General features: G+C 52.8%; 22 protein-coding genes. 11 read left to right on the forward strand and 11 right to left on the reverse strand.

The window, feature by feature from the left end; translation table 11 throughout:
* Positions 1–247: 247 nt before the first annotated feature.
* From ABEB26_RS24865 to ABEB26_RS27005, 4 genes are all read left to right on the forward strand, one after another.
* Positions 248–694 (forward strand): hypothetical protein, encoded by a 447-nt coding sequence (locus tag ABEB26_RS24865; RefSeq protein ID WP_345724791.1) that lies wholly within the window; start codon positions 248–250, stop codon positions 692–694.
* A 134-nt stretch (positions 695–828) separates the two neighbouring features.
* Entirely contained in the window at positions 829–1,014 is a 186-nt protein-coding gene (locus tag ABEB26_RS24870; protein WP_345724792.1) for a hypothetical protein, read from the forward strand.
* Between the two features lie 104 nt (positions 1,015–1,118).
* On the forward strand, positions 1,119–1,325 hold the full coding sequence (locus tag ABEB26_RS24875) for a DUF7919 family protein (protein ID WP_345724793.1): 207 nt from the start codon (positions 1,119–1,121) through the stop codon (positions 1,323–1,325).
* 31 nt (positions 1,326–1,356) lie between these two features.
* Positions 1,357–1,611 (forward strand): DUF7919 family protein, encoded by a 255-nt coding sequence (locus ABEB26_RS27005; RefSeq protein WP_486348332.1) that lies wholly within the window; start codon positions 1,357–1,359, stop codon positions 1,609–1,611.
* 162 nt (positions 1,612–1,773) lie between these two features.
* Here ABEB26_RS27005 and ABEB26_RS24880 read toward each other — a convergent pair whose 3' ends face one another.
* The 4 genes from ABEB26_RS24880 to ABEB26_RS24895 all read right to left on the reverse strand — a co-directional run bounded on the left by ABEB26_RS24880 (position 1,774) and on the right by ABEB26_RS24895 (position 4,138).
* Entirely contained in the window at positions 1,774–1,929 is a 156-nt protein-coding gene (locus ABEB26_RS24880; RefSeq protein ID WP_345724810.1) for a hypothetical protein, read from the reverse strand.
* A gap of 80 nt (positions 1,930–2,009) precedes the next feature.
* Complete coding sequence (locus ABEB26_RS24885; protein ID WP_345724794.1) at positions 2,010–2,258, reverse strand: hypothetical protein; 249 nt, start codon at positions 2,256–2,258, stop codon at positions 2,010–2,012.
* Positions 2,259–2,269: 11 nt separating this feature from the next.
* Positions 2,270–3,748: an RHS repeat domain-containing protein gene (locus ABEB26_RS24890; protein WP_345724795.1), complete on the reverse strand. Its 1,479-nt coding sequence runs from the start codon at positions 3,746–3,748 to the stop codon at positions 2,270–2,272.
* Positions 3,749–3,880: 132 nt separating this feature from the next.
* A complete protein-coding gene (locus ABEB26_RS24895) occupies positions 3,881–4,138 on the reverse strand; it encodes a hypothetical protein (protein ID WP_345724796.1) in 258 nt (85 codons plus the stop codon).
* Between the two features lie 107 nt (positions 4,139–4,245).
* Here ABEB26_RS24895 and ABEB26_RS24900 point away from each other — a divergent pair, with 107 nt between their 5' ends.
* A complete protein-coding gene (locus tag ABEB26_RS24900; RefSeq protein ID WP_345724797.1) occupies positions 4,246–4,698 on the forward strand; it encodes a hypothetical protein in 453 nt (150 codons plus the stop codon).
* 201 nt (positions 4,699–4,899) lie between these two features.
* Complete coding sequence (locus tag ABEB26_RS24905) at positions 4,900–5,139, forward strand: hypothetical protein (RefSeq protein ID WP_345724798.1); 240 nt, start codon at positions 4,900–4,902, stop codon at positions 5,137–5,139.
* On the opposite strand, the gene ABEB26_RS27010 is transcribed toward ABEB26_RS24905, so the two are convergent.
* A complete protein-coding gene (locus tag ABEB26_RS27010; protein ID WP_486348333.1) occupies positions 5,115–6,224 on the reverse strand; it encodes a WD40 repeat domain-containing protein in 1,110 nt (369 codons plus the stop codon). The genes ABEB26_RS24905 and ABEB26_RS27010 overlap by 25 nt on opposite strands.
* Entirely contained in the window at positions 6,217–6,813 is a 597-nt protein-coding gene (locus tag ABEB26_RS24910) for a recombinase family protein (protein ID WP_345724799.1), read from the reverse strand. The genes ABEB26_RS27010 and ABEB26_RS24910 overlap by 8 nt, the downstream gene beginning before the upstream one ends.
* Before the next feature lie 348 nt (positions 6,814–7,161).
* On the opposite strand from ABEB26_RS24910, the gene ABEB26_RS24915 reads away from it, so the two are divergent.
* On the forward strand, positions 7,162–7,791 hold the full coding sequence (locus ABEB26_RS24915; protein WP_345724800.1) for a hypothetical protein: 630 nt from the start codon (positions 7,162–7,164) through the stop codon (positions 7,789–7,791).
* A gap of 701 nt (positions 7,792–8,492) precedes the next feature.
* On the opposite strand, the gene ABEB26_RS24920 is transcribed toward ABEB26_RS24915, so the two are convergent.
* Positions 8,493–8,858 carry a hypothetical protein gene (locus ABEB26_RS24920; RefSeq protein ID WP_345724801.1) on the reverse strand — a complete coding sequence of 122 codons (366 nt, stop codon included), beginning with the start codon at positions 8,856–8,858 and terminating at the stop codon, positions 8,493–8,495.
* 122 nt (positions 8,859–8,980) lie between these two features.
* Complete coding sequence (locus ABEB26_RS24925) at positions 8,981–9,163, reverse strand: DUF4158 domain-containing protein (RefSeq protein WP_345724802.1); 183 nt, start codon at positions 9,161–9,163, stop codon at positions 8,981–8,983.
* 236 nt (positions 9,164–9,399) lie between these two features.
* Here ABEB26_RS24925 and ABEB26_RS24930 point away from each other — a divergent pair, with 236 nt between their 5' ends.
* The gene (locus ABEB26_RS24930) at positions 9,400–10,383 is read left to right on the forward strand and encodes a tyrosine-type recombinase/integrase (protein WP_345724803.1); all 984 of its coding nucleotides are present in this window, start codon (positions 9,400–9,402) and stop codon (positions 10,381–10,383) included.
* A gap of 179 nt (positions 10,384–10,562) precedes the next feature.
* Here ABEB26_RS24930 and ABEB26_RS24935 read toward each other — a convergent pair whose 3' ends face one another.
* Positions 10,563–10,835, reverse strand: a complete 273-nt coding sequence (locus ABEB26_RS24935) for a hypothetical protein (protein ID WP_345724804.1) — start codon at positions 10,833–10,835, stop codon at positions 10,563–10,565.
* 427 nt (positions 10,836–11,262) lie between these two features.
* Here ABEB26_RS24935 and ABEB26_RS24940 point away from each other — a divergent pair, with 427 nt between their 5' ends.
* Both ABEB26_RS24940 and ABEB26_RS24945 read left to right on the forward strand, forming a co-directional pair.
* The gene (locus tag ABEB26_RS24940) at positions 11,263–18,453 is read left to right on the forward strand and encodes a DUF6531 domain-containing protein (protein ID WP_345724805.1); all 7,191 of its coding nucleotides are present in this window, start codon (positions 11,263–11,265) and stop codon (positions 18,451–18,453) included.
* A 143-nt stretch (positions 18,454–18,596) separates the two neighbouring features.
* On the forward strand, positions 18,597–18,884 hold the full coding sequence (locus ABEB26_RS24945; protein WP_345724806.1) for a hypothetical protein: 288 nt from the start codon (positions 18,597–18,599) through the stop codon (positions 18,882–18,884).
* 381 nt (positions 18,885–19,265) lie between these two features.
* On the opposite strand, the gene ABEB26_RS24950 is transcribed toward ABEB26_RS24945, so the two are convergent.
* Positions 19,266–20,471 (reverse strand): ComEA family DNA-binding protein, encoded by a 1,206-nt coding sequence (locus ABEB26_RS24950; protein WP_345724807.1) that lies wholly within the window; start codon positions 20,469–20,471, stop codon positions 19,266–19,268.
* 33 nt (positions 20,472–20,504) lie between these two features.
* The gene (locus ABEB26_RS24955; RefSeq protein WP_345724808.1) at positions 20,505–21,392 is read right to left on the reverse strand and encodes a tyrosine-type recombinase/integrase; all 888 of its coding nucleotides are present in this window, start codon (positions 21,390–21,392) and stop codon (positions 20,505–20,507) included.
* A gap of 209 nt (positions 21,393–21,601) precedes the next feature.
* On the opposite strand from ABEB26_RS24955, the gene ABEB26_RS24960 reads away from it, so the two are divergent.
* Positions 21,602–24,562 carry a Tn3 family transposase gene (locus ABEB26_RS24960; protein ID WP_345724809.1) on the forward strand — a complete coding sequence of 987 codons (2,961 nt, stop codon included), beginning with the start codon at positions 21,602–21,604 and terminating at the stop codon, positions 24,560–24,562.
* Positions 24,563–24,810 lie beyond the last annotated feature (248 nt).

Consider the following 24,810-nt stretch of genomic DNA (forward strand, 5'->3'; position numbering starts at 1 on the left):
GTTTGAGCAGCTGGTTGAGGCATTGTGTGGCTTGGCTGCACAGGAAACCAAACGGCTCAAGCAGCGACGCACGAAGCGCCGCCGATGATGAGGGTGATCCAGGTGATGATGTACCTGATCAGCACAAAGGTTCCTCGCGCCCTGATCAGAACGGATCTCAGCCAATGGAATCTGTCTCACTCGATATTAGCACACAGGGGATTGGGTCCATTGGTGCACACGACCCAATGGGACAGAGTAGCCCGCCATGATCCGCCACGAGCGGATGGGTGATCCAGTCCACCAAAAAATCAGCATGATCGATTTCGAAGGCAGCATAGGGGTCAAAATGAAGGTCTATATTGATAAAACGCACATGATCGATAATCGTGCTGGTATGAGATACCGGATAGCGTGGATGGGTCCGATTGGGCGGCAGGTGTCCTTGGGCGAATCGCAGCATCCCTACGGACGCAAAAATACGCTGCGCCTCGGGAAAGATTGGCCAGCCGACCGCAGCGAGTGGTTCAATGATGCGTGCTGTGACATCATAGTGCCGATCGATCGGGCGACCATCCTACGGCGGTTAAGAGCACAAGGGCTTCATCAGTTAACTGGGTACTATCAAGCGCCATGGTATTTCCTCTCACCATTGAACTGCGTATCGCCATTGACAATACTGAACGCTCCGTCGATGGCGATACACAGTCTATGACGTATTGAGTCCTCTGTCGATAGGTTGCGGGTCAGGACACGCCCCATATTTCCAAGGGATAGTGATTGTGAGCGCTGGTCGCCTGTCTTCGTTCGGTATAGGAACGGAGGGCTGGTGCTGGCAATGATGCCCGGATGAGCACGCACAACCACCCGCGCTGTACAGGCGGCGCTCAACCTGGACCCGAAGAAGATAGCGGCGGAGCCTACGCCTATGCGCAAAAACTGGCGCGATCACGGCGGGCCAAAGCGGCGGCCAAGCAACGCCGGAGGAACGAGCAAGGCGACGAAAAAGCGCTTGACGAGCGTGCGAACATGTAGTCAAGCAACGGTCAATCGACGATTGGCCGCGTTTTGTGCGGGCGATCCGTTTTATGCGAGCGCATGATTGAATCGGCGAGGAATCAATTTAGAAACGGAGATGGATGATGCCATGGTATGACGATCTCACCCCGTGTACCTATTTCGACCTCGACCAGCTCCATGGCGAGAAACTCCTCGCGGTCGGCTGGCTGGAGCGCGGCCACCCCTATCCGAAAGGCAGCATTGCCCGTGCCGTCCAGACCAAACTCGTCTCGCTCTGTGAAAACCCGTGGGAACCCCTATACGTTTCTCGGCTGGCACGCATGTGATCACTGTCTGCCGCCAGAGCGGCCTGACGCAGTGCATGCGGATGGGATGACCGTTCCGATGGGCAGCGAAAATCTCTTTGTCCCCGGTCACGGCCTGCTCTATGTGGCACCGACACTCATCGTGCACTTCATTGCCGTCCATGGCTATCAGCCGCCACCCGCCTTCTGCGCAGCCGTGCTGGCATGTCCCCCCATGGGATCGGAGGACTATCTGCAAGCAATCAGCAGGAATGGCCCAGCGACGTTCGCCAAGTGGGTTCGCGAGACTCCGAGAAATGTGCAATAGTGGCTGAATAATGAGGAGAGCGCAAAAAAGTTGGGGCATGAACCGCGATGGCGAACAGCAGCACACGGTGATGCCGATTAGCCGACGCACCCGCAGCGGGAGCCGTCAGCCCCTGAGACCGCTGCCGCCGAGTTTTTTCTGCTCTCGAATTCTCCACCAGTGTCAACATTCCTGCGGCCAGCCGCAGAGAACTTCAATCACGAAGCCACCCCGAGCCGTGAAATAAAATGTCCACGATCCGTGCGCCTTGTGCGGCAGTTCAACCACAAACCCATCGCGCAGGCGTTGATTGATCGCGTTGACATCTCTTAATCCCATAAGGCATCCTTGGCCAAGAAACTGCCAAGGATGCCGCTGGCCGCCCCCGCAATCGGGAGCTGCGTCGAAACACTACCAAATTAAGGTAATCGTTTCATTGTTCGACGGATAAGAAAATTTAGTTTTTCATCAGGGATCGAGCCGTTATACCAAGCATAAACATACGTAACGGCATCAGGATCAAGATTAAGAGCCATATAAAGATGATCAGCCATTTCTCTCCCCAAACCTAAATTCTTAAGGCTATGAAGAATTACCGATGGTTGATTATCATCATTATAGAGGGAAATGATCAGTTCTCGTATTACAGAAGGTTCTATCGTGCTCATAAAAATATCCTTTATTTGGTAAAATGAACAGTAACGATGCTATATTCGTCTCCTTCTACAATAGCATCGAGAATTGTAGCATTTGTATATCCATACTCTCGAAGCCATTGCCCGGTAAAGGTACCATTAGTTGCGGCATCTTCTAAACTCGCACTTGGGTTTGATCTTAGATAATTATTAAATCCGGCAAGATTATCTTTTTCAACCCAAGATCCACGAACTATATCGAAATCGCCATCGAAATATTGCATAATTTTATGAAATTGTTCTTTCCCTCGTAATCCAGCATAACGAGAGCCATCATCGCCCTTTGTTTGAAAGTTCAAACGAAGTATTCGATCACGATTATAGATGCGTCCTTGCGCATATAGCTGTGGATTATTAGGAGCAGAGGCCTCGTACTCCTTATAATTATTAACTTCTCCTTTTTTTATTATAAGATCGTTTTGTTGGCTTTCGCCACTACTTGTTCCACCATTCATCATGAGGACGTTGAGATTCATCCCAGCCACACCAGCCTGAACTGCTGAGTTGACAGTTAGAACGCGAGCTGCGGTTGGGGCTACCCCACCGCCCGCCAAGGCCAAGGCTGGCCCACTGCCGCCGCCACCTAATCCCCCAAGCCCAAGACATGCGCCAAAGAGACTCAGGGAGAGATTCAAGCCGGTGACGGGATTTGGGTTTTTCATAAAGGCATCCATGGCTAAGAAACTGCCAAGAATACCAATGCCTGCTCCCACGATCGGGAACTGCGTCGAAACGCCACCAACCAGCCCTGAAACAGCCACTTCTGTCCAATCTATCGCATCAAGAGACCCCTTCTGAACAAATTGGGAGACAAAATTCATCCCCGCCCCAACCGCCGCACCGATACAGAAGAGCATTAGCGGGCCAAGACACCGTCCACTGGGATCGGTAAAGCGGGTGGGTTGGTTATGGGCATAGGCATAGGGATTGAGGGTTTGGGGATTGCTGATCATCCCATCCCACGGGTCACGGCTCAGGAATCGACTCGCTGCCGGATCATACCAGCGGGCACGGAGATAGACCAAGCCGCTGGCATCTTGCCATTCTCCCGCATAGCCCAGTCCCGCACTGGCGGTGCCACCGATTTCCACCCCAAACGGGGTCCACTGCCGCGCTTGGATCACGGTTCCGCTATCGCTCAGCGTGCGGCGCACCGATCCAATCCCATCACTGATCAGCCAACGACGGCCACTTGGCCCAAGGCTATAGAGCACCCGTGCCGTCCCGCCGCCCATCGGCGACCAGACATACCACGTCGTGCCGCTCGCTTGCTGGGTGCCGACTAATTGGGCGGTGGATGCCGTGGTATCCCACAGGAATCGGGTCGTTGCGCCATTCGTCGTGCTGGCAACCAGCAGGCCATCGCCATTATAGGTATGGGTGCTGGTCGTGCCGCCTTGCGTGCGGCTGGTTAGGCGACCCAAGGCATCATAGGTATACGTCGCGGTGCCATCGTTGAGCACATTCCCCGCCGCATCATACGTCCAATCGGTGCGTTGATCGGCAGCCGTGTAACTCCATGAGGTATGGTAAGGATCGCTATCAAACGGGCCGCATGTGTGTGCTGATCAAGTACATTGGCGGTGAGTCCATCCTCACGTCGGCATGGTCAGTTCTGCGTTCTGGCCTTGATCAGGTACATCGTCGCCTGGATCACCCACATCATCGATGATCCAGGCGACGATGTACCTGATCCGCACACACAATGGCTTAGTTTGTGGAGCCTGACGAATCCTGTGATAAGTCATTATCACAGGATTGCTATCCATCTCAACCTCCATCCTCACATATGATGGACTGGTTGTGCTAGCACGATTATTGAGCGTTACCACAGGAATCGGTGGATGCTGCACCGCGTGACCGCCTCGCTATTGAAATTTTTAATGATGTGATGTTTCGTAACACAATTCTTGTCCTTCTCCCTAATGAAGGCATTTGAGTTTTACCAGGAAGTGAGTTTATGAGTTCAACTGACCATATTAATCTTATTTTGCCATCACAATGTTTGCACCAATGGACGGAAGATCTTGAAGCACTTGGATTTGTGCCTGATCCGATGGCACAGCGTCGGCAGGCATTTGGCATGATCAAAGTGTTTGATCCATCGCAATTTGGTTCGGTTCGTGTCTCTATGGGTGATACTCAGGATGTTTGGCAGGGTGATCATCCTGCCTTGTATGAGCAGATCACGACCCGTTTAGGAACGAATCAGTGGTCAGATTTTGTTGTTACTTTTGCGTATCAGCCACGCGCAGAACAGGAAACCCTTGTGCTCTTAAGATGGGTTGCTCAGCACTACCCGAAGTATGCTGCGGCGATTGACTATCACCACCTCCTTGAACCATCCGATATGGCCGCACTTGATCGCGAAATGCTATATTGGAGTGGTGAGCTATGGGATGATAACGACTGACTTGAACTACCAAATCAATACTCTCCGCCCAAAAATGAGCGCTGCCGCCCATTTCATTCCACCATCGAGGCCCATGACCAACATTTACACTGGTGGCGAATTCCATGTGAGCGGCATTACCCCTGACCATGCCCTCTGTGCTAACATGGGTGAGACAGATCTGGGATTATGATCTTAAGTCGAGGGCCGCAAGGAGCTTCCATGGCCAGCAAAAAACCAACGCCCGACCAATCGACCCATGACCCTGAAGTGCGGCCCAAAGCCGCCCGCACCCACTGGAGTGCCCGTGACCGTCTGCGCATCCTCGCGGCTGCCGATGCCTGTGCTCCGGGTGAACTTGGTGCGTTGATGGACCAGCGGGAGCATTTGAACAGAAACCTACGGTTTGACCACGCGTGTGGCATCGTGAGCATCCCTCATTCCGGAATGGGAATAGCATAGACCTGAATCGTACAATCACGGAGTGATGCAACCAAGTAGCGGCTATCTGGACTCCAGTCCAGGAGAAAGACGGCCCGCATACTGCGCCGGGTAGGAGCGGTAAACACTGTTTGGAGAAGGACCCCATCCTGACTCCACAGGCAAATGGTGCTATCCCATGACCCGGTCGCCAGGATCTGCCCATCCGGACTCCACGCTAGACAGGCCACACCATAGTGCGTACCGACAAACGTTGTGATCCGTGTGCCCCCCACATCCCAGAGCTGGACATCCCAATCATCAATCGTCGCCAGACTCGTCCCGGTGGGATGCCAGGCGACAGGACTACGAAAGCAGGCGGTCGTCCCACTCGGAACGACCGCCTGCACCGATCCATCAGCGTGCATGATCGCGACCGCCGTGTCCGTCCAGAGCGCCAGGGCATGACCTCCAGGACTCCAGGTCGGAATGGCCTGGCTCATGCTGGATGGACTGAAGGGTGCTGCGAGGGCCGTGCGAGTCGTGTGGTTGCCACCATGATCCCATGTGCTGATGTGCGTCTGCGTTGCGCCCCGCACTGTGGTGGCATCCACCCAGCAGAATGTTGGGTTCCAGCCCAGCTGGATTCCAGCTGACTCTGGGAGCATGGTCGTTTGGCCACGATCCAGATCCCAGAGGATGACCCGGGTGGTATCCGTGGTCGCCAGCACATGGCCACTGGGACTCCAGAGGAGCCGTGTTCCGGGAAGGATCTGCTGTGTTCGCGTATCTGCGGGCGTGACCTGAATAGCCTTAAAGCCATACGCCATAACCTGGCCATCAACACTCCACCCGACGCTATAGATGGGAAGCCCCGTCCGCCGTGCGTCGGTTTCGGTGATAGTAGAGCGGCATGTTCCCCATGGGGTCCAGAGGGCGAGCCGTGCCGTTCCGGCTGGGTCATTCAGCGGGTAGCTCAAGGCTAGCAGTGGCGCTGTCGGATGCCATTGCACGTGTTTGGGATAGCTGAATGAATCGGTGTGGCCAAGTTGTCCCAAGTGCTGGATTGCCAGACCCGTGGCGGGTGTAATGGGATGATACTGGGCGGAGCGCTGATCGTCATTCATGCGCTGTGCGCTCCGCTTGACTCGCCGATTGGGACGCTGTATAGGCTGCCAGGTATTTGTACAGTGTTGGTTTCGAGATACCCAGGAGTCGGCAAATGTGCGCGACGGTGTGCTGTTTTTCAGCATATAGGCGTACAGCGAGCGCCTGTTGCTCCATGGTGAGCGCTTTCGGGTGCCCGCCCGTGCGCCCGCGCGCACGGGCAGCCTGGAGGCCTGCCTGCGTTCGTTCGCGAATCAGCGTGCGCTCAAATTCAGCGAGGGCACCAAAGATATGGAAGATCAGCTTGCCAGAACTGGAGGTCGTGTCGAGGGACTCCTGGAGGCTCTGCAATCCAACGCTGATATGCTCCAACTGCGTCACGACATCGATCAAATCCTTCAGCGATCGACTGAGTCGATCCAAGCGCCAGACGACGATCGTATCGCCTGCTCGCACATACTGGAACATTCGATGGAGACCAGGACGATCAGCGGTTGCACCGCCCATGCGATCTTCAAAGATTTGTTCGCACCCCGCAGCGGTGAGTGCATCGCGTTGCAGTGACAGATCCTGATCATCGGTTGAGATACGGGCGTAGCCAACCAGCATAGCAGACCCTTCTGAATGTAAACATATCCGTAGAATGTCATCCTATGTTAACATAGATAGTCTACCGAGTATATTGCCGATCTCTCCACGCGTCGTAGGTCGCTGAACGGCTGGGAGGATCGATGGTTCAGAAAACGAGCGTTTTTTATAGCCAATCCCGGCACAAGCAGCGGGTCTTAACGAGCACAAATCGGGTTAAATATGGACGAACATTTGTTCAATACACGTTTTCGGGGCCAGCTGGGTTAATCCCCTCAATCGAGTAAAGTATCAGCATAGCTGATAGATAGTTATCTTTTACACATCCTATTCTTTAGTATGACGTATGCTATTTATGTACGAGGATACATGTCATCATTTACCTATCTTATCCCACTTGATTGGGATACATTTACCCAAGACCTGTTGCCTGCATGGAAATACCTGCTGGATACTCCATCCTCCTTACCAACCTTTGTGTACGCCTATCTTCCGCCCGATCATGACGAACGCTTTCTGGTGGATTGGGATAGGGCGCTGTGGGCTTCGTTTCCACCAGGGTATTGTGATGCATTAGGATGGAACCCAACGCACCCCATCCTGACAACCGCCGCTGTTCGATTGCACGGCGAATCGACACGGGCCGCGCGTATTCCGGCGATGTATCCTGCATCTGAGGTCTTGGGTGCCGCGATTGCACAGTATGCACGCCTCGATGGTGGGCAACCCGATCCCCTGCGCCACCGCATGCATCCTTTCATGTGCCATCCCCTAGACTATCCCGATCTGCAGGCTGTTGGCGACAACCAGGGATTGCGGGATGTGCTGGCGTTGGTATTTGAGCCTCGTTATCATCGTGCAGGCTATACCAGCTATCGTCCGCACGCGGCTGCTTCCAGACGGCTCATTGATGCAACCGCACAGCTGATGTTGGGGATGCGGACGTTGCCAGGACTGCTTATGCCGCCGCAACCGTTGAGTCAGCCAGGCTGGGCTTAAACGCGCGGCCCCCCGAAACATGGCAGCGAACACGTGTTCGCTTTTACCCATGCGATGGAGCCTGAGAATCCTGTGATAAGAACCATGATCACAGGATTTATGTGCGATGATCCGTTAAGCTAAGCGTAAAACGGACTGTCTCTATCGATGAATATCGATTGTTATCACAGGAATAGTCGGAATGGCCCATGCCACCAACCATATCCAAAACGGGTCTATGCCGCGAAGCTGTCCTGACTAGCGACATTCCACGTTGGGCATTGGTCACACGAACAGCCCGATGCTGCTGCCCCCTCCGGAGCACGCTGGTGCCATCGCTGATGCCGAGATCCGCATGTGGCGGCGAAAGAGACAACACGGTTAATCAACGGGGTTACCATTGTTGGTATACGTACATATGTTCGCTGCCATGTTTCGGGGAGCCGTGCGTTTAAGCCCCATTCGGTCATCGTATGCCTCCAGCGCGTGCTTCCACCCTGCCCTATCAGTACGCAGATTTAACGCCACTGATGGTATTCATTCATTGCTAAAAGCGCTCTCGTGCCCCTCCTGCATCCTTTCTTGAGCGCAACAACGCAGATTCCCCCAGTTTCCTCTCGCGAACAATTGTACTGAAGTGGAAGTTTTTTGGGAATTTACTGCCGAGTGATCGGTATGTGTAACCAAGGTATTGACGAGTGATGCCCTCTATGATTAGGATGTTACAAATGATTGGCAATAAATTGAGTAACACCTGCAATCATTGTTTTAACCTGGTCATGGCTGTATTCACCCCAATTCCCATGAGCGGCTGCATTTCTTAAACCAGCCCAAGCAGTAATTTGTTTCTGCATAACACTATTATAGATACCTGTTTTCGCAAGATCAGCATTCATTTTATCTAATTTTGCATGGGCGATTCCTTCTCGATCACATAAATCCTTTAGGCTCGTTTCTAATGCAATACCTGCTAGTAGGCCCAAACCCAAGATTTTTACATCCAGCCGCAACATGGCGTGTTTTAGACGATTGGAATAGCCTAAAACGATGATTACCATATTTGAAAGATAATACCGATTATCTTCCAATATTCATAAAAAAGTGACGCTATCCCACGCTATTTTAGCGATTTTTTGAGGCAAAATAGCGGAATTATCTAACAAATAAACTTTTTTTAATGCTATTGCGCCTGGCTGCGAGAAACTTGGGTTTAGGCCATCATGGGCGGCACATCAGCCGCGTGTTTGGGGAAGGCTCCTTCGACGGGAAGGTATTTGAGCAAAATGGCAAAACCGAGGCGGGTTGCATCCGTTTTGTTGGCGATGAGCGTCCAATCCTCCTCCGTAAGGGTAAAATGTGCGGCAAGCTCATCGACATCCCAGAATCGTTTCATGCAGATCCTTTCACAAACCATCGATCGTGGTACGAACCGTCCATACACGCTGCGAAACTACCCCGATACGGGATTGCGCACTGGGCGATCGATCGTCTATGATACATGGCAGAGAATACGCCTTCTCGGCCATGGTGCGCCGTGAAATACCACGGGCATCCGCCTCAGCCCGTCGTCCATGGGTGGCGCTAACCCGCCAAAAACATGGCCGAGAAGCGATACAAGGATGCGGACTCATGCCACGACCGGACTCTGAACCAATTGAATCGCTGATCGATCGATGGTGGAGTAATCCTGGGGCTGATCTGACCGCCGCGACCCGCACGCGCTATCGTGGTGCGCTGTGCCGTCTTTGTCGGTGGTTTGCCGCCGCCGAGCGGCGGTCTTTGCTGCTGGCCGATCTGCATCCGATCAGCCTCGCGGGCTATCGTGAGGCACTTAAGCAGACCGAGGCGGTGAGCACGGTCAATACGCACCTCAGTGCCATCCGTACCTGGTGCATCTGGCTCGTTGATCAGGGCTATCTCGCGACGAACCCGGCCCAACGGCTGAAGCTCGTGAAGCGCACGACTCCATCGGCCCCGAAGGCACTGAGTCCAGCCCACGTCAATGCCCTGTTACGGCAGGCGCAATTCACCCGGAATCCCATGCGGAATACCGCCATTCTCCAAGTCCTGATTCAAACCGGCATGCGGATCAGTGAATGTGCGGCGTTGTGCTGGCACGATATCCACTACGGCGAGCGCAGTGGCCATGCACTGATTCGCGCAGGCAAGGGGAATACCGTGCGCACCGTCCCGCTCAATGAATCAGCACGGTGTGCACTCGCCAGCTATGTGGCACCGCTGCTTGGGGTGGAACCATCGCTGCACACGGTTGCGCGGGCATGGCCGCTGCGGCAGGAGGGTGATCCCCGCCGTCCCCTCTGGACAAGCGAGCGGCAGCGTGCACTGAGTCTGCGGGAGATGAGCCACATGATCCATCAACTCGTGCGCGATACATCCGCGCGGAAGCTGCTGCCAGCGAGCACCACACCGCATAGCCTGCGGCATACCTTTGCCACTCGCTACTTAGCCCGACACCCCCATGATCTTGTTGGGTTGGCTCGACTGCTGGGCCATCGTTCCATCACAACCACGCAAATCTATCTCCAACCGACCGCAGAACAACTTGCGGCACGCGTTGATCAGATCGATCTCAACGCCTATGGCAATGAATGAACCGTCGCTATGGCGTTAAATCCACTCACCGATAGTGCATTGTGGAAGCACACGCTGGATGCATGGAAAGATCGAATGGGGAGCGATACGAGGAATGCGCTCAGCGGTGTGTCTGCTTGGGGTCACCGGTAGTCGTCAATGCGTTATGTTTACTTTGCGGCTGGCCGCAGGATTGTTGGTCATGGGCCTTCATGTACAAGAGAAGCAATTTTTGGTCTTAGTCTCCGAAGTTGTTCATCAAATATGGGGAGACGATGTTCAATCATTTGTACTAGTGGATCAGAACTAGATACTATACTCTGTTCTAACTGATCCCGGGCTTTAAGCACTTTTAGAACGGCAGCATCAACTTGAAGTAATCGATCATCATTTTCAACGATTCCTTCTAACTCCTTGATCGCTACTTGATACGTTGTAAGCGCAATACTAATGTTAACAACTCTGGACTTCATAACAAGTTTCCTATAACATCAATAGTATTTTCTCACCTAGATTAGCCGATCAATCTACGTGAATTGCTAGGAAAAAGTTACTCTTATATGCTTGAATCCCAGCGACTGGGCAACCGAGCGATGTCTCCAAGTAACTGCACCAGCACCAACGCTATGGAGCGTCTTTATTCCCATATAGTACACAAATCAGCCCCTAATATTAATGAATTTTACCACCATTTTCATCATTTCCACGTGCTTGACATCGCTCATGCTCTTTGTTAGGATATCAACCAGAATCGAGAGAGAGAGAGCATCCTTATGCTGGAGAGCATGTGGATGACCCATCACCATCCATCCCCATGTGCGTTGTCCCTATACGCGCCTTCCTCGGATGACTCCTCCTCTGATTGCTGATAGACCCTCTATCGCGTTCAAAGGAGTCCCTATGTCCCTTGTGCCACGTTGGCTTGCCCATCTGTTGGTCATCACGCTGTTGGGTTCGGGTGTCCCCCGCGCAGCCGTGCGCTCGACCGTGCCCGCCAATCCGCAGCCGCCGACGGTCACGGCCCCAATCACGCTGCATGATGATTTGCCACCATTGCCTGATTTGCCGCCCGTTGCACTCCCACTAGCGGATACAACCAGCCAGCGGGCCACCATTCCCCTGACGACGACCTCCCCATCGCCGTTTGGCCCATTGTTGGCTCGCAACACTGATCCCGCCATTGAACCATCGCCAACCAATCCGATCCCCTTAGACGGCGACATCGACCAAGGGGCATCCCGCTCATTGGGGCCACAGGATGTGAGTTCGTGTATGGGTGATGCGGCGAATCCCCGCGCATGGTGGCAACGGGATGCAACCAATCGGTATGAATTTCTGAATCCGAGTAATGTGGATTGGTCGCATGATCCGACGGGTACCACCCTGCAACGGCGCTTTTTCCAGACTGATCGCTCGGTCGGGATTGTCATTTGTCTCCGCCCCACCGATCAAATCGCCAGCTGGGTGCCGAATGGGACGACGTGGACGACCACCTGGTATCGGAGTGCCACTCCGACCAGCACTGTGCCAACCATCGAGTTTGGCCGCGTCACGATGACCTATCGCGGCGTTCAGAATGGGACGCTCCTCTTTACCGCTCGCTGGAATAATGGCAACGAGTTTCCCTTCGATCAGAACTGTACGGCGACGGCAAACCCCTGTGCAACCCTCGCTCCGCTCAATATTGATGCGCTCGATCTCAAACGCTATCCTGGCATGTGGCGAGCGGTGGTGACGAGTACCACCGGCATGACCGCCACCCCACCCGATAGCGTGATGATTAACTTAACCGTCACCGACTATGAGGCCAGCCCCAATCCGATCAATCGGGCAACCCCGACCACCTTGACGACCCGGTTCCAAGCAACCCCACCCACGCGGAATGCACAGGGTCAGCCAGAGATCCCCTTCTTGGGCTATGACTATGATCTCTATACCCCGGCAGGTCAGCATATCATGACCTTGCCCCATCCCACTCCAGGCTTTGACCCGGGTACCGCGACCGCAAGTTTCGCCACGAGTTGGAATAACCAGCTCACGAATCCCACCCGCCCGATTACCGATGGCACCTATCTCGTCTCCTTCATGTTTGCCTTTGGGGAACCGTTGTGGCTAGGCTGGAGCGAACCGGCCTACATTCAGGCCATTTGGCCGCTGTATGTGGGCGTTCCCGCAACCCAATTGCGCAACAAAGGCTCGTGTGAATTTGGCTGTTCTCCCGCATCCTACCAAGTCGTGGCAGGCGATCCGGTCAATACCGCCTCAGGAAATTTTCTCCATAGCGAAACCGATCTGACCATTCCCACCGATGCCGAGCCACTCACGTGGACGCGGTCCTATAATAGTCAAGCCTTGACTGAAACCTCGGTGCTTGGCCCCGGCTGGACGCATCCCTTCCAACTCCGCCTGGTTTTACCAACAAGTCCACTTGGGGTCGCCAATCAAATCAGTCTCATCAGCCCATCGGGGAACCACTATACCTTTCGGCAATCCGGATCGACCTATGTTCCCCTCCCAGGGGTCTACGCTACGCTCACGGCTGATGCCACTGGCTATACCGTGAGCCTTCCCGATCTGACGCGCTATCGCTTCGATCTGCAAGGACGGGTAACCACGGTCACGACCAGCCGTGGGTCGAGCCTCCAGTACCAGTATGTCACCAGCGGTCCCTATACGGGATTGCTTGACCGCATCAGTGATGCCAGTGGACAACGCTTCGTAGCATTGACCTATACCGGGGATACAGCAACGACAGCCCGCCTTGCCAGTGTCCGCGATCCGCTCAATCGGATGGTGACCTATGCCTATCAGGATGGGATGTTGACCACGGTCACCGATGTGATGGGCCGCATCACCACCTATGGTCTCACCGATGGTTTGATTACCACGATTGATCATGCGGGCGTGCGCACCCTCACCAATGTCTATGAAACGACCGCCGCGAGCGTTCCCGTGGGGAATCCCAATGCGTGGTTATATGCAGCGGCTCCTGCCTTGACCGCATGGCCACCGCCCACCCAACGGCGGGTCATCGCTCAAGTGAGTGGTGATGGGGTGGAAACAACCTATCAGTATGCATCTGATGGCACGACCATGGCGACGCGTGACGGCAATCGAGTCTATCGGGAAAAACACTGGTACCGCCCGGATGGCTCCTTGGATCATATTAGTCATGAAACCACGCTCGGCACGATCACGACCGAACAAGCAACCTTCGATCCCGCAACCCTCGGTCGAACTGCGACCACTGATCGCTATGGCAATACGCTGCGTCAAACGACGAACGCGCGTGGCCAAGCGACCTCGATGACGGATGCAACGGGTGGGGGGGTGACCACAACCTATCGGGCGGCGACCGAAGCAATTGCCCCCAATCAGCCAGCGATCGTCCGCGATTCGTTAGGGCGGGAAACGCGCTATCAGTATGGGCCGGGTGATGTGTTAACCAGTGTCACTACCGGGATTGCGCCGGCAACCCCGCAGGGCCGCACCACGACCTATACCTATGATCAACGCTACCCGGGTAAGCATTGGCTCGAAGCCGTCACCGATCCGCTGGGGCACACCACCACCTATACCTATAATGCTTGGGGCCAAATCACTGCCGTGACCGATGCCGCCGGTGCAACCACGACGACCACGTATGATGCGGTGGGCCGCGTGAGTGCCACTGCCGATGCGCGGGGAACGGTGACCCGCTATAGCTACAATCCGGACGATACCGTCGCCATGGTGGTGCGCAATTGTACGGATGCCGCAGGCGTTCCCAGTCTCACGGGACCATGTGCCGCCCAAACCGCCGAGCGCAATCTCACCACGACCTATGGCTATGATCCCCACGGTCGGCAGGTGTGGGAACGATCTCCCCTCGGAACCTATACCGCCCAACGCTATACCGCTGCGGGCCATGTTGCATGGCGTACCAAGGGCTTGATCGCCGCAGGCTTTCCCGCCACGCTCCCGACCACCCCACCCGCCTATGATTCCCGCTGGCCCGATCAAAACAGTACGACCTTCTATGCCTATGACAGTTTTGGCCGCACGACCTTCATCACCGAAACGGGGATCGTGACGGGGTCGCTCATGCTCGATTCCAGCCTTGGGTGGCGCTGGACGGGAATGACGCAGCGGGTGACCCGTTTCACCTATGATGCGTTGGGTCGCCCATGGCAAGTGATTCGACAGTATGATCCACAGCAGCCGCTGACAGGGCGGAGCGATGTCAATCTCACCACCACCTATACCTACGATGATACGGCGACACCCCGTGCCACGATGATCTGTGACCCGCTGAATCGCTGTATCCGCACGGCGTATGATGCCCTCGGACGGGTCGTCTCGGTCATCGAGCGCTATCAGGATGGCATTCCTGGCCCTGATGCCGCCGATCGCCAAACCGTCACCACCTATACCCCAGCGGGACTGGTCGATACGGTGATTACGGACTACCACGATGGTGTCTATGCGCCAGCCACCGATCCGCTGGCCGACCTGAAAACGGCCTATACCTATGATAGCTGGGGTCGCGCGACCCGTGTAACCACAGCGGTTGATCCGGCTCCGATCAGTGGGGCAACCGATGTCAATCGGACGACCCAGCGCTGGTATGATGCCAATGACCGCCTGTATGCCGAACAAGATGCCATGGGGCGCATCACCCGCTATCGCTCCAATGCGGTGGGGCAGGTCATCGAAACGGTCACCAACTGCACGGGCGCGACAGCAACGCTGCTCACCGGCACCTGTGATACCTTTACCCCCAGCCAACCGGATCGGAATCTGCGGGTATGGACGCAGTATACGGCGCTCGGGCAAACGGAAGTCGTCACAACCATGCTGGATCTGACGGCACGGCGCACGACGGTGTATCGCTATGATCCGCTGGGCCGGATGACTGTCCAGGTCGACCAGTGTACGGCCAATGGGCAACCCGTCATTGCGGGCTGTGATACCCCCAATCCCACGGATACCACCCAGAGTGATACCAACCGGCGGCAGTTGTGGATCTATGATGCGGAAGGCAATGTCGTCGATCAACGGAATCCACGCGGGTTTCGCGAGACCTTTACCTATGATCGCCTGAACCAGCACCGCAGTCGAACCTATTATTTCATCGGCATCACCTGCGAGCCGACGACCATCACCTGCGCGACCAGCCGCCAACAGGCCGATGGAACGGGCCAGGTACGCTGGCTGGTTGATGAAACCGGGATGGATGCCACTGATCCGCGTCGGAATCTCGTCGCCACGCATGTTGATCCGGTGGGACGGGTCGTGCGGACTGTTGCTGCTGCCGATAATACGGGCCAATTCGGGATCGTCACGACCACGCAGTATGATCGCGGAAGCCGTGCTATCGCCACCACGAATGCCGATGGGCAAACCACGCTGCTGGGGTATCGGGGTGATGATCGGGTCACGACCGTCGTCGAAAATGCAACCGGACCCGTTGCGCCAATCGCCGTGACCACGACCGCCCAATATGATGTTCATGGCAATCTCCGCAGCCTCACCGATGCCGAGCAGCATACCCGCCGCTGGCAGTATGACAGTCGTGGCTTAGTGTTGACCCAACAGGATGCCGCGAATCGCACGACCACGATGACCTACGATACGGGTGGGCGGATGCGGACGAAAACTGACCCGCGTGGCAGTGGGATGGCCATCAACTTCACCTATGACCTGCGTGATCGGGTGACGCAGATCAGTTCGCCTGGTCTCGCGACCGCCATCACGATGCAGTATGATGCCAGTGGTCGGCGCACCCAAATGACCGATGGGGGTGGGACAACGAGCTGGACCTATGACCGCGCGGATCGCGTCGCGACCACCACCCAGCCCGTGGTTGGCGGTCTCCAGTATGGCTATGATGCGACCGACCAACGCGTCGCACTGACCTATCCCAGTGGTGGCCCCCAGTTGGGCTATGGCTATGATATGGATGGGTTACTGAATGCCCTCGATACGAACCGTGATGGCACACGGGATATTAACTATACCCACACGATCGATGGTCAGATGACCAGTATTGAACCGATTGGCCAGCCATTTACCCTCCAATGGGCCTATGATGCGCTTGATCGGGTCACCAGCATCGAACAAGGCCAAGCCGCCACGCAACGCCAATCCGATCACCGGACGCGGGGGCCGCGTGCTCAGCCGCAGGATCTTGTCCCCACGACCACGTTTGGGCTGCGCTACACCCTCAGTGCCGCTGGTCGCCACGAGGCCATCACCGAATGGCAACAGGGGGCTGGCACTACACTCCCACTCCCCGCAGGAGCCTACCGTCAATATCTCCCGATAGTCCTGGATGAGCGGTTGGATGGATGGCGTTTGCAGTATGATGGCCTCAATCGCTTGACCTTCGCGACGCTCAGCCGACCAGGCGATGGAACGCCCGCGCGGGGATTGGTTGCCGATGAAACCGAAGGGGCAACCTATGATCGGGTCGGCAATCCGCTCACGCGCCAGCGCAACGGGAGTACGAGTGGGCCATGGAGCTATACGGCTGCCGATCAACGGACTGATTGGACCTATGATGCGGCGGGGAATGTGCTCAACGATGGCACCGCGACGTATACCTATGATGCCTTGGGTCGCCTAACCAGCCGCACGCAAGGCGGCACGACCAGCACCCATACCTACAATGGCGATGGCCTGCTGGTTGCCAGCACGACCAATGGCGCAACAACCCGATTCCTGTGGGATACCACGACCCCGAACGCGCAATTGGTCGGCACCCAGCAAGCGAGCGGCACCACCTGGTATGTCTGGTCGCCGATGGGCGGCGGGACGGCGCGGGTGCTCTATAGCCTTGGGCCAAGTGGCCGTCGGTGGCTGATGAGTGACGGGATTGGATCGGTCCGCCGCACGCTGAGCGATAGCGGAACCGTGATCCAAGCGCGGCAGTGGACCCCGTTTGGGGTGGAAATTGGCGGCACCGCCAGTTCGGGACTGGGCTATGCCGGAGAATGGCAAGAAGCCAGCGGCTTGGTCTATCTGCGCGCCCGCTGGTATGATCCGGCAGCCAGTCGCTTCCTCAGCCGTGACCCGTGGGATGGGATGATCAATAATCCCCAAACCCTGAATCCCTATGCCTATGCCCATAACCAACCCACCCGCTTTACCGATCCCAGCGGGAAAACGCCCCTTCTTGCAGCATTGGCGGGGGTTGAACTCGGATTGCCGATCCTATCGGGATTGGGGGCTGCGGCGGCGGCCTGTTATCTCAGCATTGTCTGTGGTGTCGCCGTCTTAACCGCCGTGATGGTTGGTGTCTTTGGCCTCGCCTATCTCTGTCAGCAGGGAGTCCTTTGCCAAGCTGCGCCGGAGCTTAATCCTCAAAAAAAGCCATTATGGCAAGATTGTCCTCAGGTTATTCGTGGAGGAGGATCACAACCGCAAGGCGATCCTGATCCAAGCAGGTCTTTACGCATAGCCGCAAGAGTCGTTTTTGGACTAACCTTTATGAGCACAATGGCACAAATTATGCCTCGTGCTAAGCCAAATACCGCTAATCATCAATCAACTCCAACCCCAACACCACAATCAGAAATGGTTATAGTTGAGCTTGGAGCAGGCGATTATGAGAATGCTATCGCCACGAAACAACGATTTCCTAGCGCACGGGTTATTGCCACGAATTTAAAAGAAGAATGGGTTAATGGAAAAGCCTTCGAACCCCTAGCACAAAGTGACCCATCATTGGAATCCGGCCCTAATGGACATCCAACACGTGTATATCGCGGATGGATGCGAGCCAAGGCACTTGGTGTTGAAGTGGGCGATAATGGTCCAATTGAAAATAGAGATATTCCAGCAGGAATTGCTGATATTGTATATACCCTGTATCCTTATCCTGGGGCTTCTTATATCTTTGGAAATGAAGCTGCTCGGATCGCGAAAAATAAACCTGGTACAATCATATCAGTAACAAGTCAGACATCACCAGGTCTATTCGTCCAAGGTTTTACTGATGCTCGCGCTTGCACGTTCACGAATGGGATTGCTTTCGGCAAAACGGATCATGCAGATGCATACTGGGGAGAATATCAGACTCCTGAAACTAAACAATGCGTTATTCCATAGTTGGGAATAAATGTATTTTGTATAAGTTAAGTATATTGATTTCTATCATAATTTATTGTTATAGAAATCAATAATTATCGATTTATTATCAGGTGGCTTGTTTCATTTTTTGATTCCCATTGTTGTACTATTAAGGAGAATGTATGGAAAACTATATGAAAATCGTTGATAAAGTACCGATAGAGATACAAAAAAAAATAGTGTATAATTTCCTCCTGCTTCGTGAAGATATACTACCAAGTATTAGCGTATTAGTAAATTCAAAAAACCTTATGAATACTCATCCTGAAACGCTTGATGAAGAACAGTTTAAGCAATTTATACATTCTATAACTAGTGCAATTAATTTATTAGAATGGTGTTATAAGACATATCTAGAAACAATAAATCCGTCTGATGATAGACCCATTCGTAACGATTATTATGGATAGAAACTAAACGTAAATTCCCCATACGGAGTGATGGTCACCATTGATGAGACGATGGTGACTATCACTCCGTATTAGCAGTAGTTCACACAGTTTCTAACGCCGATAAGGAAGTTTATCGGCACTTCAACCACACATGGCGGATGATTGATGGTCATAGATGTTGAAAATTGCTCCTGTAGATATCAACATGCATGTCGCTATAGCCTTTATTAATTATTGTTAATGCTAGTGCCGTTTTCTACCGAATGGACAGTCCCTGCCATCACATGATCCTCTTAGGCCTAAACCCAAGTTTTTTACATCCAGCCGCAATAGCATTAAAGAATATTAACTTCTTTATTTTTATCAATCATGATATTTTTCCATATAAAAAATTTGATTCTAAACTGTTGTTACTGGATCAAATGAGAATAGCTTAATAGCCTTCTGTATTGTTTTGGTACCAATACCATTTAATGAAGCAAGAAGATCTGCTGTTAGTACTCTATGTTCAACACGTAATCGAATAATTTCCTTTGCAATCTTTCGATTTATGCCTAGAAGTGATTCAATTTCATCAAGACTAGCGGTATGAATATTTATTTGTCCAGATAAGTTCTTGGCATCTTGTTTGAGATATGTAAGGAGATCACCAAGCACAAGGTACGTATGAAAGACGGTTTTTATTGCTTCAAGACGAGAAATATCGCTATGAACTCCTTTATTGGTTAACTTATGTGTTTTTTGAAGATATGCTCCTAAAACATTGACATGCGCTTTCGCTAATTCACGATTAGAGTCACTTTCGATAGCCGTATCCATGTATGCCCATAAGCGGTTAATATACTGATTTTTTCCAAGTTCGCGTCCATTAATGGGGGTCGCTTGGGGCGGAAACAAGATATCTGCCAACCCCTCAATAAGTCTTCGGCATGTTGTTAATGACTGAGACCATTCTTCTGGATTCTGTGTGTTTACTGATTTGAACGCAATCATCAATTTTTCTGCGAGTGATGGATCGAGATCAAGTAATTCGTTATCAATGGCATCTTTTAACACGTCCCAACTTGTTTGGGATGCTTCAGTAAATGCAATTGATTGATACAGTATATTCGCCTTAGCATGCGTCATACGTCGAACATAGTGCAAAACAGTATTAAGATTGGATTTATAGTATGTCCCATCATTAGCCCGTTTTGTTCTTACCAAATCTGCATATTTTTCTTCAATAAATCCTATACTCTGAAATCCTCCCCCTGCTTTTATCGTTTTTAATGTTAAATATTCGTATAATTCTTCTCTCTCATAAATTATTCCAAACTTTGGTAATGCGGCTATTTTTTGCTCTATTTCAGCTAGTTTCTTTTGTTGTTTCTCTCCTTGTAGTTCATCTAATTGCATCATAAGATCAATGACTTCTTGTAATTTATGGGTATATTGATCATTCCCAAGCTGAATTTCACACCATATCTTTATTGGTTCGTTATTCAGCATTATTGCGGCACGCAAAAGCTTTTGAATAGATGAGATAAGGCTTACTTTGGGATTATCCAAATCGTTTAATGTTGTTCGCAAAAGTGCCAGCGATTCTTGGGTTCTGACATTCATTGAATCCTTCCAATCTTCTATAATGCACGCTGATTATTGCTGTTTAGCTAATGCTTGACGCACCACACTATCACTAATTTCTGCATAGGCTTGGGTTGAGCGTGGATCACGATGGCCAAGAATCCGTTGCACAATCTCCAACCGATGCCCTCGCTCAATGAGTTCTGTTGCACGGGTGTGACGAAGTTGATGGATAGTGTACTGAGGCTGACCTTGCGCATTGGTGAGACCTGCGTTCGTGCAGAGGATCTGCCATTGATAATAGAGCGCACGATAGGAGATGCGTGTCTGGCGATTCGAACGAAAGAGTGGCTCATGCCCCACACCAGTGGGGTGCGTACGCACCCATGATCGCAGTCCTCGGACAGTTCGCGGGGTCGCATCAGGGTCGAGGATGACGATTCGGTCATAGCCATTTTTGGGTTCTCGAAGATGCAGACCTTCGCGACCCGGATCGAGACATACGTCCTGGTAATTCAATCGGATCACTTCGCTGGCACGCATACCGGTTTCGCGCAGGATCGTAAAGATGAGGCGATAGGGTTGCGCTAGTATGCGGATCGCTGCATCAAGGTGATCGCGTTCAGTCTTCCTACGAATGGGTATTGGCAATCGATGGGGAGGTGCGCTTCGTTCACGTCCCTGGGTTGGGTCAATTGGACATATCCCGTGGCGGATTGCCCATGTAAAGAACCGACTCAGGCTGGCTGCACGCCGATTGCTGGTGGCGATGGATGCGTCTTCATTATATAACCAGTTCTCCACATGTTGAATGGTGATGGTATCCAGATCCATCGGCATGGCGATTGCAGCGAGTTGGAGATCATAGCGATACGCCCGAAGGGTATTCGGCCGTAGTTTACGTCGATACTGCATATCATCTAAAAAGGTATCAAGGTGTGCGGCAATGGTTGTCATCATGAATTCTCTGCACTCCAGTGAAGCTACCTCAGTATCTATTGTAAGATAATTCCGGATTTCTCTCTGAAATAACCACAGATGAATCCTTGGTATGCGTTGATTGAGGTTGCTGTTATTGTAAGATAATCCGTCTTATCTTACAATTCTTTCTTTCCGCTGTAAAGATGTGGTGGGATAGTTGCATTTCACGTTGAAATAGGGGTTTGTTGATGAAACGACATTGGACATCGGATGAACTCGCGGAATACTTTACAATCTTGCCGCACGAATCGGCAATACTTGCCCCCATGCATAAAGGCTACAACCGAATTGGGTTTATCGCGACGCTGAAATATTTTTTACTTGAGGGTCGCTTTCCTCGGGATCGGCGTGCCGTTCCTCCCGCAGTGATTATCCATTTGGCGAAGCAACTCAAGCTCGATCCAACCGTCGTATTACACTATGATTGGGATGGCCGAACCAGTTCCGACCATCGAAGCCTCATTCGTACCCTCTTTGCGGTTCGCGAACCCACCGATGCGGACGCAGCAGCGCTCACCATGTGGCTGAGTGATCGGTTACTCTCAACTCATGACCCCCACATCGATCGCCTGAAAGCCGCCGCCTATGAGTGGTGTCGCACCAACCACATCGAACCGCATCGCACTGATCGGTTCGACCGCATTCTCACCGACGCGATCAATGCGTATGAAGCCCGCTTTCATGCAGGAATTGTTGCACGGCTTTCTGCCGAAACGTGTATGCGCCTTGATGCTTTACTTATTGCCCCACCCGATGGCGGTGTTGATGATCCGGCTCAGCCCGCGTCATGGGCACCGATTCAATGGTTAAAACGCGATCCTGGCCCTGTCCAGGTTGCAACCGCCTACACCGAAGTTGCTCGGCTTCAGCAACTCCGTGCATTAGCCCTGCCCGCCGATCTCGGTAAAGGAATTCCTGCATCGGTCTTAGCCTCGTTTGTCAGCCAAGTCGCTGCTCGAAGCCCACATGAACTGCGCGATCACGAGACCCCCTTACGCCATAGTCTCCTCGCGCTCTTTTGTTGGGTTCGCGCTCGGACGATCACTGATACCTTGGTTGACCTGCTCCTCCAGATGATTCATCATGTTGGTATTCGTGCCGAGCGGCGGGTAACGACCGATGTCACCGAGCAAATTCGCCAGATTACGAATAAAACGAAAGTGCTGCGCCAATTGGTTGATGCCGCCTTGGGTGACCCCGATGGAACCATTCGCCATGTGCTCTTTCCGGTTGTTGATGAGGAAACCCTCCGGGATCTGCAACGGGAATTGGAGTTAACTGAGCATGCCCGGCGGAATCATGTCCATGTACGGATGCGCAACTCCTATGGTCTCCATTACCGAAAAATGGTTGCCCCGATTCTGGCCATTCTTGACATTCGCGCAACGGGCGATGGGCAACGACCACTCCTTGCAGGCCTTGCTTGTGTTCGCGATTGGAATGGCACACCAGGGACATCATTCACTGATCCATCTATTCCCATTGAGGGCGTTGTCCCCACCATCTGGCGATCCCATGTGCTTGAACAGACTCCACGGGGACGACTCAAGGTACGCCATATCCCCTATGAAATATGTGTGCTCAGTGCCCTGCGCGATCGTCTACGCTGCAAGGATCTCTGGGTCGTTGGGGCGGATCAGTATCGTGATCCCGCCGAAGATTTACCAGGTGATTTTATCGCCCAGCGCGAAACCTACTATGCTGATCTGAAACTTCCCCTTGATCCCACCGATTTCCTGACCCAGATCCAACACGAGCATCGCGCCGCTATGAGCGAGTTGCATCAGGGTCTTGCATCCAATCCCCACGTCCGTATTCTCGATAAGCACGATGGCTGGATTGAACTTTCTCCACTGACCGCGCAACCAGAGGCGCGTGCAATCCCCATGGTTCGTGAGGCAGTCAACCGTCAATGGCCGCTTACGGCTCTGTTGGATATGCTCAAAGAGGCCGATGATCGCACCCAGTTTACCGAGCTCTTAAGTAGTTTGACGGGGCGAAGCCATCTTGAACCGCAGGAATTACGCAAACGACTGCTCCTGTGCATTTATGGCCTCGGGACGAATATTGGCCTTAAACATATGGCCATGGGGAATCCCGATGTCACGGCCAAAGACCTGACGTATGTGCGCCAGCGTTATCTTTCGTGTGACCATCTTCGTAATGCCAACCAGCGCTTAGTCAACGCATTGTTGGCCCATCGTGATCCAGCGATCTGGGGCGAAGTCACCAGTTGTGCCTCAGATTCCAAGAAATTTGCGGCATGGGATCAAAATCTGCTGACCGAATGGCATACGCGGTATCGAGGTCCTGGGGTGATTATCTACTGGCATGTTGATAAAAAATCAACGTGCATCTACTCACAACTTAAAACCTGTTCCTCCTCAGAGGTGTCGGCCATGATTACAGGGATTGTGCGTCATTGTACCGATATGGATATCCAACACCACTATGTGGATAGTCATGGCCAATCAGAAGTTGCTTTTGGCCTCTGTCGGCTGCTAGGATTCGAGTTACGGCCACGCCTCAAGCCGATCCACCATCAAAAGCTGTATTTGCCAAGTCCCGCTGATCAACAGAACTATCCCCAACTAACCCCTGTCCTAACCCGTGCGATTAACTGGGAGTTGATCCGTGAGCAATATGATGAGTTAGTGAAATACACGGTCGCCATCCAGCGCGGGGTTGCGGAGGCTGATGCAATTCTGCGCCGTTTTACCCGTCAAGCCAATCATCCAACCTATCGGGCAATGGTTGAACTGGGTCGTGCCATCAAAACCATTTATCTCTGTCGGTATCTCCACAGTCTCGCGCTTCGTCATGAAGTGCAAACGGGGCTGAATGTCATTGAGAACTGGAATAGCGCAAATGGCTATGTCTTTTATGGCCGCTATGGTGAATTCCGGACGAATCAGCGTGAGAACCAAGAACTTTCTATGCTCTGTCTGCACGTCCTACAAAATGCGATGGTCTTTATTAATACGCTCATGATTCAAGAAGCTATCGCCGGAACACCAGACCTGACGCATCTGAAGGCCCACGATTTCCGTGGACTTACTCCCTTAATTTATCAGCATATCAATCCCTATGGTGTTTTCTATCTTGATTTACGAACGCGTCTGCCCTTGACGATTGCGCGAGCGGCATAGGGATATAAGCCATAATTCAACGCCCAATACTGTTATTAATAAATACCAAAGTTTACTCTTCGTCCATTAGGATATGCTCATCATCGCTCTCAACAGATCACTCACGCTGCTCCTTCTGTATCTGGGCTTAACTGTAAATTCCCCATGCGCATCAAGCTTAAATGGAAAGGACGCTCTTCTGGCATCATGACATTGCACCACACCATGAATCAGAGGAGCATCCGATGGACATCATACCGCAGATCAGC

This window comes from Herpetosiphon gulosus (assembly GCF_039545135.1).
Classification (GTDB): Bacteria; Chloroflexota; Chloroflexia; order Chloroflexales; family Herpetosiphonaceae; genus Herpetosiphon; species Herpetosiphon gulosus.

Excerpts from the sequence above, each read along its gene's own strand:
- ABEB26_RS24930 (WP_345724803.1), top strand. The coding sequence starts at position 9,400 with ATGCCACGACCGGACTCTGAACCAATTGAATCGCTGATCGATCGATGG.
- ABEB26_RS24960 (WP_345724809.1), top strand. The coding sequence starts at position 21,602 with ATGAAACGACATTGGACATCGGATGAACTCGCGGAATACTTTACAATC.
- ABEB26_RS24945 (WP_345724806.1), top strand. The coding sequence starts at position 18,597 with ATGGAAAACTATATGAAAATCGTTGATAAAGTACCGATAGAGATACAA.
- ABEB26_RS24865 (WP_345724791.1), top strand. The coding sequence starts at position 248 with ATGATCCGCCACGAGCGGATGGGTGATCCAGTCCACCAAAAAATCAGC.
- ABEB26_RS24880 (WP_345724810.1), bottom strand. The coding sequence starts at position 1,929 with ATGGGATTAAGAGATGTCAACGCGATCAATCAACGCCTGCGCGATGGG.
- ABEB26_RS24885 (WP_345724794.1), bottom strand. The coding sequence starts at position 2,258 with ATGAGCACGATAGAACCTTCTGTAATACGAGAACTGATCATTTCCCTC.
- ABEB26_RS24915 (WP_345724800.1), top strand. The coding sequence starts at position 7,162 with ATGTCATCATTTACCTATCTTATCCCACTTGATTGGGATACATTTACC.
- ABEB26_RS24875 (WP_345724793.1), top strand. The coding sequence starts at position 1,119 with ATGATGCCATGGTATGACGATCTCACCCCGTGTACCTATTTCGACCTC.
- ABEB26_RS24905 (WP_345724798.1), top strand. The coding sequence starts at position 4,900 with ATGGCCAGCAAAAAACCAACGCCCGACCAATCGACCCATGACCCTGAA.
- ABEB26_RS24910 (WP_345724799.1), bottom strand. The coding sequence starts at position 6,813 with ATGCTGGTTGGCTACGCCCGTATCTCAACCGATGATCAGGATCTGTCA.
- ABEB26_RS24950 (WP_345724807.1), bottom strand. The coding sequence starts at position 20,471 with ATGAATGTCAGAACCCAAGAATCGCTGGCACTTTTGCGAACAACATTA.
- ABEB26_RS24925 (WP_345724802.1), bottom strand. The coding sequence starts at position 9,163 with ATGAAACGATTCTGGGATGTCGATGAGCTTGCCGCACATTTTACCCTT.
- ABEB26_RS24940 (WP_345724805.1), top strand. The coding sequence starts at position 11,263 with ATGTCCCTTGTGCCACGTTGGCTTGCCCATCTGTTGGTCATCACGCTG.
- ABEB26_RS24900 (WP_345724797.1), top strand. The coding sequence starts at position 4,246 with ATGAGTTCAACTGACCATATTAATCTTATTTTGCCATCACAATGTTTG.
- ABEB26_RS24870 (WP_345724792.1), top strand. The coding sequence starts at position 829 with ATGAGCACGCACAACCACCCGCGCTGTACAGGCGGCGCTCAACCTGGA.
- ABEB26_RS27010 (WP_486348333.1), bottom strand. The coding sequence starts at position 6,224 with ATGAATGACGATCAGCGCTCCGCCCAGTATCATCCCATTACACCCGCC.
- ABEB26_RS24935 (WP_345724804.1), bottom strand. The coding sequence starts at position 10,835 with ATGAAGTCCAGAGTTGTTAACATTAGTATTGCGCTTACAACGTATCAA.
- ABEB26_RS24955 (WP_345724808.1), bottom strand. The coding sequence starts at position 21,392 with ATGATGACAACCATTGCCGCACACCTTGATACCTTTTTAGATGATATG.